Source organism: Flavobacterium branchiicola (assembly GCF_018383905.1).
In the GTDB taxonomy this organism is placed as follows: Bacteria; Bacteroidota; Bacteroidia; order Flavobacteriales; family Flavobacteriaceae; genus Flavobacterium; species Flavobacterium branchiicola.
Map to the genome: position 1 here is coordinate 413708 of NZ_JAGYWA010000001.1, position 15636 is coordinate 429343.

A 15636-nucleotide genomic window follows, 5' to 3' on the forward strand; every position below is an offset into this window, starting at 1 on the left:
TTTATATTTGAAAAGTAATTCAATTTTATTTCAATTTTTTCTTAATTGCAACTTCATGGTATGCTTCAATAACATCTCTTTCTTCGATGTCGTTAAAACCTTTAATCTGAATACCACAATCGTAACCTTTAGAAACTTCTTTAACATCATCTTTGAAACGTTTCAATGCCACAAGCTCACCTGTATGCACTACAACACCATCTCTGATAACTCTAATTTTAGAAGATCTCATAATTTTTCCGTCTGTCACCATACAACCTGCAATTGAACCCACTTTAGAAATTTTGAAAATCTCACGAATCTCAGCAGTTCCTAAAATCTCTTCTTTCATCTCTGGTGCCAACATTCCTTCCATCGCATCTTTCAAGTCATCGATAGCTGCATAGATAATAGAATAGTAACGGATATCAATTTCTTCCTTATCAGCAAGCTGTCTCGCGTTTCCTGCAGGACGAACGTTAAATCCGATAATAATTGCATCTGATGCAGAAGCCAACATAACGTCAGTTTCGGTAATTGCACCAACACCTTTATGAATAATATTAATTTGAACTTCTTCAGTTGAAAGTTTAGAGAACGAATCTGATAATGCTTCAACAGATCCATCAACGTCTCCTTTAAGGATAACATTCAATTCTTTAAACTGACCAAGTGCAATACGACGACCAATTTCATCAAGTGTAATATGCCTTTGTGTACGTACAGATTGTTCACGCATTAATTGAGAACGTTTAGAAGCAATTTGTTTCGCTTCTTTTTCATCTTCAAAAACATTAAACTTATCTCCCGCTGTTGCAGCACCATCTAAACCTAAAACAGAAACCGGAGTCGAAGGACCTGCTGTTAAAACAGTATGCCCTCTTTCGTCATGCATCGCTTTAATTTTACCATGATGTTTCCCTGCAAGCATGTAATCACCAATTTTCAATGTTCCGTGTTGAACTAAAATTGTAGAAACATATCCTTTTCCTTTATCTAAGAAAGCCTCAACAACTGTACCTTGCGCCGCTTTATTAGGATTAGATTTTAAATCTAAAATCTCAGCCTCTAATAAAACTTTTTCTAATAATTCTTTAACACCAGTTCCAACTTTTGCAGAAATATCATGTGACTGAATTTTTCCACCCCAATCTTCAACAAGTAAATTCATACTAGCCAAACGCTCTTTGATTTTTTCAACATTCGCATTTGGTTTATCAATTTTATTGATTGCAAATATAATTGGCACTCCCGCAGCTTGTGCGTGAGAAATCGCTTCTTTTGTTTGTGGCATGATATCATCATCCGCAGCTACTACAATAATAGCAATATCTGTAACTTGAGCTCCACGTGCACGCATCGCGGTAAACGCCTCGTGACCCGGTGTATCTAAAAATGCAATTTTCTGACCATTATCTAAAGTTACTCCGTATGCTCCAATGTGCTGAGTAATACCTCCAGACTCACCAGCGATAACATTTTCTTTACGAATATAATCCAGTAAAGATGTTTTACCGTGATCCACGTGACCCATTACAGTAACAATTGGCGCTCTAACTACTAAATCTTCTTCTTTATCTTCGATTACCTCAATAGCATCTTCAATATCAACAGTAATGAATTCAACTTCATAACCAAACTCATCAGCAACAATAGTTAATGTTTCAGCATCAAGACGTTGATTCATGGTAACCATAATTCCAAGCGACATACAAGTTCCGATAACTTTAGTAATCGGCACATCCATCATGATTGCAATTTCACCTACAGTAACAAACTCAGTAACCTTAATAGTTTTACTTCCTTCATCAAGTGCTCTTTGCTCATCATCAGATTTCTGACGGTGCGTTTCTCTTTTATCTCTTCTGTACTTAGCAGCTTTTGATTTACCACCTTTACCCTGAAGTTTTTCAAGAGTTTCTCTAATTTGATTTTTAACTTCCTCTTCAGTAGGCTCAACTTTTGCAACAATCGCAGGACGGTTTCCTTTTACAAAACCTGGTCTTGAACTTCTGTTAGCATTAAAACCTCCACCTCCTGTATTTGGAGTTATTTTATTAGGATTTGGTGTTCCCGGCGCATTACCTGTTGCAGGTTTTGGCGCACCAGGAGTTCCCGGTTTAGGAGCAATTCTTTTACGCTTATTTTTATTAGCATTATTTCCGGCTCCAGGAGCTCCAGGTTTATTTGGAGTAATCTTTGGATCTTCTTTCTTTTTCTTAGGTTTATTAAATTGAGATAAATCAATTGTTTGACCAGTAAGAGTAGTTCCAGATAATTTTTGATATTGAGTCGTGATAGTCTCTTCAGAAGTTGTTGGATCCGTAGAAACAATTGGCTCCTGTGCTACTTTTGAAGTTTCAGCTTTCACCTCTTTCTTCTCTGCATCCTTCTTCTCGATCTCTTTCTTTTCTGTAATAATAGGTTTTTCTACCTTTTTCTCTTCAGAAACTACAGGAGCTGTTTGCTCAGGCTGTACAATTTCTTTTTGAACAGGTTTTTCTGGTTGAGCTGGAGTAATAACTGCTTTTGGCTCTTCGACCTTAGCCGGTTCCTCAACAGGTGCAGCAACAACTGCAGGCTTCTTAGGATTTAAATCAATTTTACCAACTTGAACAGGTCCGGTTACAACAGCTCTCGCTTTTATAATCTCTTGTTGCTTTTGGCGCTCCTCATCTTGTCTGCGTTTGTCCTCAATTTCTTTCTCACGTTCAACACGTAATGCTTCTTTCTCTTTTCTTTTCTCTTCCCCTACCTCTTTAGAAGCTTCCTTATTCCCCTTATCGCCCGCAAATTGGCTTTGTAGGATATTAAATTCACTGTCAGAAATTTTAGCATTTGGATTTGCATCAATGGCAATTCCCTTATCTTTTAGATAATCAACAGCTCTTTCTAACGAAATATTTAATTCCCTTAAAACCTTGTTTATTCTTATTACTCTCTCTTCAGACATATAACCTTTTTATTATTACCTTTTTCGTTGTGTTGTTAGAGCAGATACTCAGCTATTGGCTAGCTATCAAACTCCTCTTTTAGTATCTTCATAACATCCAGAATTGTTTCCTCTTCTAAATCTGTTCTTCTTACTAAATCTTCTACTTCTTGTTTCAAAATACTTTTTGCAGTATCTAAACCTATCTTAGCAAATTCTTCTATAACCCATTCTTCGATTTCATCTGAAAACTCTGTTAATTCAACATCATCTTCATCTGCAACTGTTCCTGCCACGTCTCCTTCACGGATAACATCTAATTCATAACCTGTCAACTGACCTGCTAATTTAATATTGTGACCACCTCTACCAATTGCTTTAGAAACTTCTTCTAATTTCAAGAATACTTCAGCTCTCTTGTTTTCTTCGTCAATTTTGATAGAAGAAACTTTTGCCGGACTTAAAGCTCTTGTTATAAATAACTGAATGTTATTTGTATAGTTGATTACGTCGATATTTTCGTTTCCTAACTCACGAACAATTCCGTGAATACGAGAACCTTTCATACCAACACAAGCTCCTACAGGGTCAATTCTATCATCATAAGAATCCACCGCTACTTTTGCTTTTTCACCAGGAATACGTACTACATTTTTAACTGTAATTAATCCGTCGAATACTTCAGGAATTTCTTGTTCAAATAATTTCTCTAAGAACTTCTCAGAAGTTCTAGACATAATAATTTGAGGTTTGTTTCCTTTTAATTCAACGCTTTCAATAATTCCACGAACATTATCTCCTTTACGGAAAAAGTCAGATGGAATTTGTTTTTCTTTCGGAAGCACAATCTCGTTCCCTTCATCATCAACTAAGATAACAACTCTAGGACGCACGTGATGCACTTCTGCTGTATAAATATCACCGATAATATCTTTAAATTGCTTATAAAGATTTGTATTATCGTGTTCGTGAATTTTAGATATTAAGTTTTGACGTAATGCCAAAATAGCTCTTCTTCCTAAATCAATCAATTTAACCTCTTCAGAAACCTCTTCACCAATTTCAAAATCCGCTTCAATCATTCTTGCTTCAGTCAAAGTAATCTCTTCGTTCTCAAAATCAAGATCTTCATCAGCAACGATTACTCTTCTTCTCCAAATTTCCATATCTCCTTTATCAGGATTTATAATAATGTCGAAGTTATCATCAGAACCGTATTTTTTCTTTAATGCATTTCTAAAAACGTCTTCTAAAATTGCCATAAGCGTTACACGATCAATAAGTTTATTGTCTTTAAACTCTGAGAATGAATCGATTAATGCTAAATTTTCCATGCGAATTCTTTAATTAAAATGTTACTGTAACAATTGCCTCTTTAATTTCTGTATAAGGTATTTGTTGCTCTTTTTGAACTGTTTCTTTTCCTTTTCCTACTTTTTTCGGTTCTCTTGCTTCCCAAGACAAAATTATAAAAACATCGTTAGCTTCAACCAATTCTGCTTCAATTTTTTCAGTATTTGTAGTAACAATCAATGTTCTACCAATATTTTTCTTGTATTGCCTTGTCATTTTCAAAGGTGACCCTACTCCAACCGATGCTACTTCAAGCGAAAAATCCTGCTCTTCACGATCCAGATTATTCTCTATTGCACGACTAATATCAATACAATCCTGCAGCGCCACTCCATTATCACCGTCTAAACCAACACTAATCTTAAAAGAATCCGAAATTGCCAGGTCAATCAAAAAGATCGATGGCTTTTCCAGAAGAGCTTCTGTAATTAATCCGTTTACTTTTTCTTTAAATGTCATAATTTTATAAAAAGAGGGGACACTTAGTCCCCTCATTATTTAGATTTTAATAAATAACGGTGCAAATATAGTGATTTTTTTATAAATCAAAATAAATTGATTGCTCTAATAATATTTCTTATCTTTATAGAAGCAATAAAATAACAGATTACTCAATAATTTAACCCAAAAAATTATGAAACGAATTCTAGTTCCTACTGACTTCTCAGAACACGCAGAAGATGCCTTAAAAGTCGCTGCACAAATTGCAAAAAAAAAATGATTCAGAAATTATCATTTTACATATGCTGGAATTGCCGCATCAAATGAACGATGCCATTCTTGGTGGCGCCAGCATTCCAGAAACAATGCTTTTCATGAAAAAGGCCAACGAAATGCTTGACGAAATCTCATCAAAACCTTATTTGGATGGAATTTCGGTAACTGAAATTGTAAAAATGGACAAACCAATTCATGGAATCACTCAGGTAAGCAAAGATTACGAAGTTGATTTAATCATAATGGGATCACACGGCTCTTCCGGAGTTGAAGAACTTTTAATTGGCTCTAACACCGAAAAAGTAGTTCGAAACTCCGAAATCCCGGTTTTAGTCATTAAAAAAGAGATTCCAAACTTTAATGCCGCAAATATTGTTTTCGCTTCCGATTTTTCAGAAGAAACAAAAAAACCTTTCGAAAAACTTTTAAACTTTACGCAATTTTTTGATTCAAAAATACACTTGGTCACCATTTGCACCCCAAACAGCTTTAAACCAACACACGCTCTTGAAAAAGCCATGAGCGATTTTGTAGAGGAATTCAAACTCACCAATTACACCAAACAAATATACAACGACACAAATATTGAAAAAGGAATTTTAAATTTTTCTAACAGCATAAATGCAGACACTATCGGAATGTGCACTCATGGCAGAACTGGTTTTGCTCATTTTTTCAACGGAAGCATCAGCGAAGGACTAGTAAACCATTCTATTAAACCTGTAATTACTTTTAAAATTTAAAAGACCTCTATCCACATACAAAAAAAACAAAGAGGCAGTCTATTTGAACAAGACGCCTCTTTTTATTAAACGATAAAACTCAAGATACCCAACAAGTTTCCTTAAATTTCCTTCTTTTTCCAATTTTTCACCCTACTTATCCTGGAATAATAACATCTATTATCGGTTCCAATTTTTCCACAACTTGCAACACATCATCTAACCAATCCCCACCTTGCACTTGTTTCATTTCACAAGAATCTAACCTTTCCGAATTGAATTTTTCTAAATTGTCCATAATTTTATTTTTTCAATTAATATTTAGTTAAAACAAAAAAAATATGCTGTAGCTTTTTTTTTCTGAAGAATCAAATTTACATAAAAACTTAAAAATCAAAACAATAACAATGTCAAATATTCTTTGTGACAAAAAAATTAACTAATTCCACATTTCGCACATAATCATCACACAATATCCTAAAACATCAATTTAACCCATTAGTCAATTTAAAAAACCCTTACAGAACCTACAAAGTAACCAACCACAACACCAACCAAAAGCTTTAAATTTCATCAATAAAAAAAGCCTCTCATTTCTGAGAGGCTTTTTATGTTGGTCTACAAGGACTCGAACCTTGAAAGACTGCACCAAAAACAGTTGTGTTACCATTACACCATAGACCAGCAATGCTGTTAAGCGGGTGCAAAATTAGAACTTTATTTAACTTATACAAACTTTTTAGAAAACTTTTTAGAAAAAAAATTTTACATAAAAAAAGCCTCTCATTTCTGAGAGGCTTTATGTTGGTCTACTAGGACTCGAACCTAGAAAGACTGCACCAAAAACAGTTGTGTTACCATTACACCATAGACCAGCAGTGCTGTTAAGCGAGTGCAAATTTAAGGCTTTATTTAGTTTACACAAACTTTTTGCCTAAAAAAAATCATTTTTTTTACTTTTTTTAACTTCGAAACTCCCATCAACACCAGAAACCCTTCATAAACAACACATTACTTTTTACAGATTGTTTTATAGAATTTTTTGTTAATGCTCGTTTCTTTACATAAAAAAACATTTTCTTTGTAGGACTTAAAAACATACAAAATTTTAACACCTAAATATGGCACAATTCAATTTCAATAAATGGAATACTATTATTGGTTGGTTTGCATTTGCAATCGCTTTAATTACTTATACATTAACTGTTGAACCAACAATGAGCTTTTGGGATTGTGGCGAATACATCGCGACAGCCGCTAAACTTGAAGTTGGACACCCACCCGGAGCGCCTTTATTCCAGATGATGGGAGCATTTTTTGCCATGTTCGCTATAGATGCACAACATGTTGCCTTAATGGTTAATATGATGTCTGTTTTTTCAAGCGCATTTACAATTCTGTTTATGTTCTGGTCTTCATCAATGATTTTAAAGAAAATTGTTGCCCGTTTTACCGAAATTGACCAAAATAATTCAATTGTAATTTTAGGTAGTTCATTTGTTGGTGCACTTGCTTATACTTTTTCTGACAGCTTCTGGTTTAATGCTGTTGAAGCAGAAGTTTATGCAATGGCTTCTTTATTAATTGCTTTACTTTTCTGGCTTGGCCTACGTTGGGAGCAAGACATGGATAAACCAAAAGGAAACAAATGGTTGTTAATCATTTCACTTGTTGTAGGACTTTCTTTTGGAGTTCACTTCATGGCATTGTTAACAATTCCATCAATAGGATTCCTTTATTATTTTAAACATTACGAAAAAGTTACGATTAAAAACTTTCTGATTGCTAATGTAGTTGTAATTGGAATTTTATTATTTATCTTCAAATTGCTTTTACCATTAACAATGGCTTTCTTTGGAAAAACAGAGATTTTCATGGTAAACAGCATGGGACTTCCTTTTAACTCAGGAACTATTTTTGTTGCCTTACTTTTGGTTGCTTTCTTTTATTTTGGATTAAAATTTACGAAACAAAAAGGACTGATTTTTTACAATACCATTATATTGTGTATTCTATTTATCCTGATTGGTTTCTCAACATGGATGATGCTACCTGTTCGTGCAAATGCCAATACAGTTATTAACGAAAACAAACCATCAGATGCTACAGAGGTTTTAGCTTATTATAATCGTGAGCAATATGGTGTAAATCCTTTATTCTATGGCCCTCAATATACTGAGGTTTTTGCCGGACTTGATGAAAAAACACCTTATTTAGATAAGAAACCTAACTACGAAAGAGATTATAAAACTGGTAAATATATTATTACCAACAATTATAAAAACGCTGATCAGAATACTGATGATAATCAGAAAACGATTCTGCCAAGAATGTGGAGTACCGAAACAGGACACATTCAAAATTATATCAATTTTACAAATCCTCCGCAGTTCAAAATTAACCCTAATTATAACTATGAAGATGATTTAGGAAAATACGGAATTGATGCTTCTCAATTAACCGAAGAAGAATACAATAAAGCTATTGCACAATTGAGAAATGAAGTCGAAAAAACTGTTTCTGAATTCAGAAAAGCGTATGCTCAGAAGCAAATTGACAATGAAGGCTATGTGAAATTCTTAAAGAGCTATGGCGAATATTTAATAATCGAAAAACCAACTGCTGTAGATAACTTCAGTTTCATGTTTGAATATCAATTTGGATACATGTACTGGAGGTATTTAATGTGGAATTTTGTTGGACGTCAAAGTGATGTTCAGGGGAAATACGACAATTTAGACGGAAACTGGATTAGCGGCATCAAACCTCTTGATTCTGTTCATTTAGGCTCACAAAACAACTTACCAAGTGATGTTTTAAACAACAAAGGAAGAAATGTTTACTTTTTCCTTCCGTTTATCTTAGGTCTTATCGGGATAATGTATCATGCAAATAAGGATCTTAAAAGTTTTTATGTGCTTTTAGCTTTATTCTTATTTACAGGAATCGCCTTAAAAATCTATTTGAATGAAAGACCATTCGAACCTAGAGAAAGAGATTATGCACTTGTAGGATCGTTTTATGTCTTTGCAATCTGGATAGGCTTTGGAGTTTATTCTCTTTATGAAAGCATTAAAAATTATATTGCTCCAAAAATTGCCGGACCAATTGTTATTGCAGGAACTTTACTTGCTGCCCCTATTTTAATGGCATCTCAAAATTGGGATGATCACGACAGATCAAACAGATATACTGCTGTTGCTATGGCAAAAGCTTACCTGAGCTCTTGCGATAAAAACGCTATATTATTTACAATTGGCGACAATGACACCTTCCCACTATGGTATGCACAAGAGATTGAGCATTTCAGAACTGATGTGAAAATTGTAAATACAAGTTTATTTATGACCGATTGGTACATTGATCAAATGAAAGCCAAAGCTTACGAATCTGATCCATTACCAATATCTTTCAAACATGAAGAATATGTAGGTGATAAACTTGATTATGTTGCCCATATTCCAAAAATAGAAACACGTTGGAACATTACTGATTTTATTGATTTTATCAAAAATCCAAAATCAACGGTTGGTTTACAAAACGGACAAACTATCCATTTTTATCCAACAAACAAGATCAGAGTTACTGTTGATAAAAATACAATCATCAAAAACAAAGTAGTAAACCCTAAATACAATGATTCTATCGTTCCTTATATGGATATAGACATCAAAGGAAGCGCGATCTACAAAAACCGTTTAATGATGCTTGACATTTTAGCTAATAATAACTGGAAAAGACCAATTTATTTTAGTGGAGGTGCTTTTGACGATGAAGATTACTTATGGCTGAAAAACTATCTTCAATTAGATGGAATGGTTTACAAATTAGTTCCTATTAAAAACACTCCTTCAAAAGATGGAGGACCAATGGATATGGGACAAATTGATGCTGATAAATCATACGATATTGTAATGAAATGGGACTGGGGAAATAGCGAAAGTGACAAAATCTACCATGATCCTGAAACCAGAAGAAACAGCATTAACTACCGTACAAACTTATCGCGTTTAATGAACGAACTTATCGCCGAAGGTAAAATTGACAAAGCTAAAAATATAATCAATTTAGCTGTAACAAAAATGCCTCTGGATAAATTTGGATATTACTCATTGGTTGAACCATTTACCGAAGGCTATTACAAAGTTGGTGAAACTGCAAAAGCACAGGATTTGCTTAATAAGTTAGTTAAAAAGTACAACGAAAGCTTAAACTATTACTCAACATTGCCTCCAGGTGATCAGACTGATCTTGCAATGGATATTATTACAGATATCGAGCGATACAGAAGTCTTTTGCAAGTTATGGAAAGAAATAACGACAAAGCTTTTTATGAAAAACACAAGAAGACATTTAATACTTACGTAAATGTATTTGAGCGTTTTGGACGCGAAAAAGAATAATATACGAAAAATATACTGATTAAAAAAATGCAGCGCTTTTAGATAAATAGCGCTGCATTTTTTAATTTTACATATCTCTAAATCATTTCAAAATGAAACCGTACTGGGTAAAAACGAATTTATTTATAAAAACGGTGTTTTCTAAATATTGTTGGGATATTCCAAACAAAGAAAAGAAAATATACCTGACGTTTGACGATGGCCCAACTCCAGAAGTTACTGATTGGGTTTTAACCGAGCTAAAAAAATTTGATGCTAAGGCTACTTTTTTCTGTATTGGTAAAAATATAAATGCAAATTCGTCTTTATTCGAGCGCTTAATTGCCGAAGGGCATGCCATTGGAAACCATACCATGAATCATATTAATGGATGGAAAAGCCAAACCAATGACTATATAGAAAACGTAAAAAATTGTGCTTCAATTTTAGCAGATGAAAAAAAACTGAGCGGTTTATTATTTCGTCCGCCTTACGGAAAAATAAAAAAAGCGCAATCTAAAATCCTAAGAAGTCTTGGCTATAAAATTGTTATGTGGGATGTTTTAAGCGCAGATTTTGATCAGTCTATAACTCCGGAAAAATGCCTTGAAAACGTTACTAAAAATGTAACATCAGGAAGTGTAATTGTTTTTCATGACAGCATAAAAGCATCGCAAAATCTTAAATTTGCGTTACCGAAAACATTACACTTTTTAAAAGAAAATGGATATGCATTTGATGTTATTCACTAAATAACAGCAGCAGTGTGGTAATTATTGATTAGTAAATTGTTCCTGGACAATCCCTATAATAGTATTCGCATCAAGTTCTCCGGATTGCCTCCAGATCATTTGACCTTCTTTATAAATCATTAGTGTAGGAAGCCCTTTAATACGAAGTGCCTCAGCTAGTTCCTGATTCTTATCAACATCTATTTTGATTACTTTGGCTTTATCACCAAGTGCAGCCGCAACATCCTTAATTACGGGATGCATAGAAACTGACGATTCATTCCAATCTGTGTAAAAGTCAATTAACACAGGGACTTGAGCATTTATTAGTTCTCCAAATTTTGACATAAAACCAAAAATTTAAAATTTATTAATCTACTTAAAAGAGATAAATATTCTACAAATGTAGCATTTTTAACGAATTAAGCCACATTGTTGCCTTTTTTTAGTTCAATGACTGTGATTTCTGGCATTATTCCAACTCTTCCGGGATAGGCATGAAAACCAAATCCGCGGTTAACATAAACGTATCTTCCAACGTTTTCATATAATCCTGCCCATTGTTTATAAATATATTGTGCAAGACTCCATTTAAAATAGCCGGGAATTTCAATTCCGAACTGCATTCCATGCGTATGTCCTGCCAACGTTAAATGAAAGTTTTTAGGATGATCTTTAATTTCGGCATCCCAATGACTTGGATCGTGACTCATTAAGACTTTAAAATCCTTCTGATCTACATTTTGCGAAGCCTTATTTAAATCTCCGGCTTTCTTAAAATTTACTCCCCAGTTCTCTACTCCAACTAAAGCAATTTTATCTTCACCTTTTTGAATGTATCTATGTTCATTTAATAACAAATCAAAACCTATTTTACCATAAAGACTTTTAATCTCTTCAAAATTTTCGTCTTTCTGTTTCTCAGATGGCCAAGTAACATATTCCCCATAATCATGATTTCCTAAAACTGAAAATTTACCATATTTATACGCTTTAATTCGATTAAAAGTTTCCAGCCATGGATGCATTTCTTTTGCGTGCGTATTTACTATGTCTCCGGTAAATAAAATCATATCGGCTTCTTGCTCATTGATTAAATCAATCGCATAGTTTATTTTTTCAGGATTATCAAAACTTCCACTGTGAACATCCGAAATCTGAGTAATCTTAAAACCGTCGAAAGCATCTGGAAGATCTGGAAAAAAAACTGTTTGCTTGATGACTTTAAAATTATATTTTCCTTCAAAAATTCCATAAATTAAAGATAAGAAAGGCACAGCCGCCAATCCTAATGCTATCTGACTGACAAATTTTCGTCGGTCCGGCATCATTTCTTTTCTCGGGGCATTATAAATAAAGTAATTCAGGATACTTGCTCCTATTCTAAAAATGTCTTCGCCAAATAATATCAGCGTTAATACAATTTTTGGCACATATATAAGCAGCATCAAACCAGTAGTAAACATAAATTGTTTGGTTTGACCAACTGAACGATCTACCTGAGAAAAAGAATATAAGATAAATGCTAACAGCAAAAAACTAATAATCTGATAGCTTATTAAAACCCATCTTAATTTAATAAGAGTACGAACGGCTTGGTAGGAATAAAACTCGAGAAGCAGAAAAAGGACGCAAAGAATTATAAACTTAAGGATCATTAAATATAGTTTTAAGCAAAGTAACAAAGAATGAAAATTTTATTGCTTTTTATTATCAAAAATTTAACTCAAAGAATAACAAAAAGCTGATAGATTTCTCTACCAGCTTTTTCTCTACCAAATTTTTTAAAACCTTCTATAAACCACAACACAGTTTGTGGGGGAAACTTATGTTGTTTTATTTTTGAGCTTTTGCAGCTTCGGGCTTAGCAGCCTCTGTTTTTTTAGCTTTTTTATCTGCTTTTTTGTCTTTTTTAGGAGCTTTAGCTTCTTTTACCGGAGTTGTTTGTGCTGGAGTTGTTTGAGCATTTACCATTGCAACTGTTCCTAGAACTGCTACAGCTAACATTACTAATTTTTTCATGATTGAAGTTTTTATAAATTATTATTATTTTCATTTATTATACCTCAAAGATAGAATCAGCAAATGAAGATTAAATGAAGATTTGCCTACCCTGTAAAAATTAACTTTTAATTGTGTTTTGACGCTTCCGGCAGCCATAAAGTAAAGACGGTACCTTCATTTAAAACAGAGGTAACTTTAATTTCTATATGATGAAAAGAACCAATACTCTCAGCAATAGCAAGTCCTAAACCCTGACCATCCTGATCTGAACTGATGCGGGTAAACCTGTTGAAAATTTTTTCGAGTTGAGATTCACTCAATCCTATACCTGTATCGGCAATAGAAATAAAATATCTTTCCTCTATAAAACCATCCTCAACTGTAATTGTACCATTTGGCTTATTGTATTTTATGGCATTGGTTACCAAATTATAAATCAAGATATGAATCAGCGTTTTATTTCCCGTAAAATTATAATGATGCTGCATTTTATTCAAAAACTGTATTTCTCTATCCTCTATTCTATCCTGTAAATCTTCATGAAGTTCGTTTACTATTTCAGAAAAATTTACAGCTTCATTTGCTTCATATTGATTGTTTTCAATGCGGGAAATCAACAACAAATTATTGATTATTTTCTTCAGCATATCTAATGTTTTTAATGAACCTGCTATTTTATCAAAAGCATTATCATCTAAAGAATCATTTTGCAGTAAATTCTCGAATTTATTTTTCAGCAAAGCAATTGGCGTAAGAAGTTCGTGAGAAACATTTGAAATAAATTGTTTCTCTTTTTTGAAAAGCTCTGCAATTCGATCCATCATTTGATTTAAAACCAGATCAAGTTCACGAAAATCTCTCGATTTAGCATTAATAGGTGTGTGATCAAAAGATTCAGGTTCATTAACACGCCTTATTTTAGTATCTATAATTTTATAAAATGGTTTAAGAAGATATTCGATGTAAACCGTATCGGCCAGAAAAGTAACCAACAGGATAACCACCAAAACGATAATAATAAAAAACCTGATGATAAATGTAAGATCATTTACCTCACTCAGACTGCTACCAATTTCCAGCTGATATCCTTCATTCTCATAAGTAAAATGATACTGCAGAATTCTATATTCATTTTCCTCTCCTTCAATAATTCTGTAATCGTTACTAAAAGTTGTTTTTTTCTGATTGGACTTAACAGTCATTCTCGAAAGCACAAGAAATTCACTGTGCAATGTAGAAAACTGTGAGTAGGTCTCCGTTGAATCGTCAGCATTTTCAATAAAATCATTAATTTCATTTTTGTCGAGATGATCAATGAATTTTTTCTTCTTTTCAATAAGGCTGTTATTAATATGCCTGTAAACTACATTTTCAACTAAAATAGGAAGCATTAACCATAAGATCAAAATCACCAACAATCTTGTCAGTGCATTAAAAATGGCTAATTGATGTTTTATTTTCACAGAAATTTATTTACTCATTAATACGATATCCCACGTTTCTAACGGTTTCAAACCAATCTATTGAAGTGTGTTTGTCTAATTTTTTTCGAAGATTTCGAACATGCACATCAATAAAGTTTGAATCTGAATTTACCTCGAGAATATCTCCCCAAATATGTTCTGTTAATTGTAGTCGTGTAATAACTCTGTTTTTATTTAAAACCAGATACTGAAAAATATCAAATTCTTTTTTGGTCAGATTTATTGGAGTTCCATCGTAGCTCACTTTATAATCCTGAAGCTGCAACAAAAAGCCATTCACACTTAAACTATTCACAGTAAAACCATGAATTCTGCGAATAACCGCAAACAAGCGTGCACTTAGCTCCGTGAGCGCAAAAGGTTTAGTCAAATAATCGTCGGCACCTAAATGCAGACCATTTATTCTGTCGTCTAATTCTCCTCTGGCTGTAAGCACGATTACTGCCATTTTTGACTGTGTTTTTCGAACTGTCTGAAGCACTTCAAACCCATCTCCGTCCGGCAAACCTAAATCCAACAGCATGGCATCATAATCATTGCTTCCAAATTCTTCCAACGCATCTTCGCAAGTGTTTGCAATCTTACAGATATAACCAGCATTACAAAGAAAATCATAGATTTCTACTGCCAATTCCTTATTATCCTCAACAATCAAAATATTCATAAGAAATACATTTAAGTACAATTAAAATTAATCAATTATCAAAAGCCTCGTTCGCTATTATTAAAAAATTAACGAATAAAAAAAGCTGACAAATTTCTTCATCAGCTTCCTTCAATAACACTCTCATAATCATTATTCCTGTTTTGTCTCCTTACAATGCTACGAAAACAAAACAAAAACAAACATTATTTTTTCACATTTGCTGTTGCCGGAGTTTCAGTTGCAGCTGATTTTGCTTTTTTATTAGCTTTGTGTTTAGAATGTTTTGCTGTTTTTACTTCTTTTGCAGGAGCCGCTTTATCATCTTGTACAGGAGTAGATTTAACCTCTTTTGCAGGTGTTTTTTTAATTGGAGCCGGAGCCGCAATCATTGCACTTGTACCTAAAACCGCTGCTAATGCTAAAAATAAATTTTTCATGATTTCTAAATTTTAAATTATTTTTTTAATACTGTTTTTGCTTATTTTTTCACTTTTGCTGTTTCTGCTTTTGGAGCTTCACTTTTTTCTGATTTTGTTTTTTTATCAGATTTGTGTTTAGGGTGTTTTGTGGCTTTAACTTCTTTTGCAGGAGTTGCTTTTGGGTCTTTTGCAGGAAATGCATGAACCATTGCACTTGTACCTAAAACTGCTACTAATAACATCAATAAATTTCTCATGATTTCTAAA

At 33.4% G+C, this 15636-nt stretch carries 13 protein-coding genes, 2 tRNA genes and 1 pseudogene; 3 read left to right on the forward strand and 13 right to left on the reverse strand.

What is annotated here, in order from left to right; translation table 11 throughout:
* Positions 1 to 25: 25 nt before the first annotated feature.
* Genes infB through rimP form a run of 3 tightly spaced genes read right to left on the reverse strand, consistent with a single transcriptional unit; the run spans position 26 to position 4723 of the window.
* Entirely contained in the window at positions 26 to 2932 is a 2907-nt protein-coding gene (gene infB / locus KHA98_RS01805; protein ID WP_213254737.1) for a translation initiation factor IF-2, read from the reverse strand.
* A 59-nt stretch (positions 2933 to 2991) separates the two neighbouring features.
* Positions 2992 to 4245 (reverse strand): transcription termination factor NusA, encoded by a 1254-nt coding sequence (gene nusA / locus KHA98_RS01810; RefSeq protein ID WP_089052704.1) that lies wholly within the window; start codon positions 4243 to 4245, stop codon positions 2992 to 2994.
* Positions 4246 to 4258: 13 nt separating this feature from the next.
* Positions 4259 to 4723, reverse strand: a complete 465-nt coding sequence (gene rimP, locus KHA98_RS01815; RefSeq protein WP_213254739.1) for a ribosome assembly cofactor RimP — start codon at positions 4721 to 4723, stop codon at positions 4259 to 4261.
* 175 nt (positions 4724 to 4898) lie between these two features.
* Between rimP and KHA98_RS01820 the strand changes: the two are divergent.
* A pseudogene (locus KHA98_RS01820) lies at positions 4899 to 5724 on the forward strand (universal stress protein).
* 136 nt (positions 5725 to 5860) lie between these two features.
* Here KHA98_RS01820 and KHA98_RS01825 read toward each other — a convergent pair.
* The 3 genes from KHA98_RS01825 to KHA98_RS01835 form a co-directional block, all read right to left on the reverse strand.
* Complete coding sequence (locus KHA98_RS01825; RefSeq protein ID WP_213254741.1) at positions 5861 to 6001, reverse strand: hypothetical protein; 141 nt, start codon at positions 5999 to 6001, stop codon at positions 5861 to 5863.
* A 315-nt stretch (positions 6002 to 6316) separates the two neighbouring features.
* Positions 6317 to 6387: transfer RNA gene (locus tag KHA98_RS01830), tRNA-Gln, on the reverse strand.
* Positions 6388 to 6507: 120 nt separating this feature from the next.
* Positions 6508 to 6578, reverse strand: a tRNA-Gln gene (locus KHA98_RS01835).
* A gap of 246 nt (positions 6579 to 6824) precedes the next feature.
* Between KHA98_RS01835 and KHA98_RS01840 the strand changes: the two genes are divergently transcribed.
* Together KHA98_RS01840 and KHA98_RS01845 are read left to right on the forward strand one after the other, a co-directional pair.
* Positions 6825 to 10106: a glycosyltransferase family 117 protein gene (locus tag KHA98_RS01840; protein ID WP_213254742.1), complete on the forward strand. Its 3282-nt coding sequence runs from the start codon at positions 6825 to 6827 to the stop codon at positions 10104 to 10106.
* Between the two features lie 92 nt (positions 10107 to 10198).
* The gene (locus KHA98_RS01845) at positions 10199 to 10837 is read left to right on the forward strand and encodes a polysaccharide deacetylase family protein (RefSeq protein ID WP_213254743.1); all 639 of its coding nucleotides are present in this window, start codon (positions 10199 to 10201) and stop codon (positions 10835 to 10837) included.
* Between the two features lie 21 nt (positions 10838 to 10858).
* Here KHA98_RS01845 and KHA98_RS01850 read toward each other — a convergent pair whose 3' ends face one another.
* The 7 genes from KHA98_RS01850 to KHA98_RS01880 form a co-directional block, all read right to left on the reverse strand.
* Positions 10859 to 11164 (reverse strand): thioredoxin family protein, encoded by a 306-nt coding sequence (locus KHA98_RS01850; RefSeq protein ID WP_029271957.1) that lies wholly within the window; start codon positions 11162 to 11164, stop codon positions 10859 to 10861.
* Positions 11165 to 11238: 74 nt separating this feature from the next.
* Entirely contained in the window at positions 11239 to 12474 is a 1236-nt protein-coding gene (locus KHA98_RS01855) for a metallophosphoesterase (protein WP_213254744.1), read from the reverse strand.
* 178 nt (positions 12475 to 12652) lie between these two features.
* A complete protein-coding gene (locus KHA98_RS01860; RefSeq protein WP_213254745.1) occupies positions 12653 to 12838 on the reverse strand; it encodes a hypothetical protein in 186 nt (61 codons plus the stop codon).
* Positions 12839 to 12945: 107 nt separating this feature from the next.
* On the reverse strand, positions 12946 to 14283 hold the full coding sequence (locus tag KHA98_RS01865) for a sensor histidine kinase (RefSeq protein ID WP_317192556.1): 1338 nt from the start codon (positions 14281 to 14283) through the stop codon (positions 12946 to 12948).
* 10 nt (positions 14284 to 14293) lie between these two features.
* Positions 14294 to 14968 carry a response regulator transcription factor gene (locus KHA98_RS01870; RefSeq protein WP_213254746.1) on the reverse strand — a complete coding sequence of 225 codons (675 nt, stop codon included), beginning with the start codon at positions 14966 to 14968 and terminating at the stop codon, positions 14294 to 14296.
* A gap of 185 nt (positions 14969 to 15153) precedes the next feature.
* A complete protein-coding gene (locus KHA98_RS01875; protein ID WP_213254747.1) occupies positions 15154 to 15387 on the reverse strand; it encodes a hypothetical protein in 234 nt (77 codons plus the stop codon).
* Positions 15388 to 15428: 41 nt separating this feature from the next.
* The gene (locus KHA98_RS01880) at positions 15429 to 15626 is read right to left on the reverse strand and encodes a hypothetical protein (protein WP_213254748.1); all 198 of its coding nucleotides are present in this window, start codon (positions 15624 to 15626) and stop codon (positions 15429 to 15431) included.
* Positions 15627 to 15636 lie beyond the last annotated feature (10 nt).

What these genes read in the sequence shown, in the direction of transcription:
- infB (WP_213254737.1), bottom strand. Translation starts at nt 2,932, where the DNA reads ATGTCTGAAGAGAGAGTAATAAGAATAAACAAGGTTTTAAGGGAATTA.
- nusA (WP_089052704.1), bottom strand. Translation starts at nt 4,245, where the DNA reads ATGGAAAATTTAGCATTAATCGATTCATTCTCAGAGTTTAAAGACAAT.
- rimP (WP_213254739.1), bottom strand. Translation starts at nt 4,723, where the DNA reads ATGACATTTAAAGAAAAAGTAAACGGATTAATTACAGAAGCTCTTCTG.
- KHA98_RS01825 (WP_213254741.1), bottom strand. Translation starts at nt 6,001, where the DNA reads ATGGACAATTTAGAAAAATTCAATTCGGAAAGGTTAGATTCTTGTGAA.
- KHA98_RS01840 (WP_213254742.1), top strand. Translation starts at nt 6,825, where the DNA reads ATGGCACAATTCAATTTCAATAAATGGAATACTATTATTGGTTGGTTT.
- KHA98_RS01845 (WP_213254743.1), top strand. Translation starts at nt 10,199, where the DNA reads ATGAAACCGTACTGGGTAAAAACGAATTTATTTATAAAAACGGTGTTT.
- KHA98_RS01850 (WP_029271957.1), bottom strand. Translation starts at nt 11,164, where the DNA reads ATGTCAAAATTTGGAGAACTAATAAATGCTCAAGTCCCTGTGTTAATT.
- KHA98_RS01855 (WP_213254744.1), bottom strand. Translation starts at nt 12,474, where the DNA reads ATGATCCTTAAGTTTATAATTCTTTGCGTCCTTTTTCTGCTTCTCGAG.
- KHA98_RS01860 (WP_213254745.1), bottom strand. Translation starts at nt 12,838, where the DNA reads ATGAAAAAATTAGTAATGTTAGCTGTAGCAGTTCTAGGAACAGTTGCA.
- KHA98_RS01870 (WP_213254746.1), bottom strand. Translation starts at nt 14,968, where the DNA reads ATGAATATTTTGATTGTTGAGGATAATAAGGAATTGGCAGTAGAAATC.
- KHA98_RS01875 (WP_213254747.1), bottom strand. Translation starts at nt 15,387, where the DNA reads ATGAAAAATTTATTTTTAGCATTAGCAGCGGTTTTAGGTACAAGTGCA.
- KHA98_RS01880 (WP_213254748.1), bottom strand. Translation starts at nt 15,626, where the DNA reads ATGAGAAATTTATTGATGTTATTAGTAGCAGTTTTAGGTACAAGTGCA.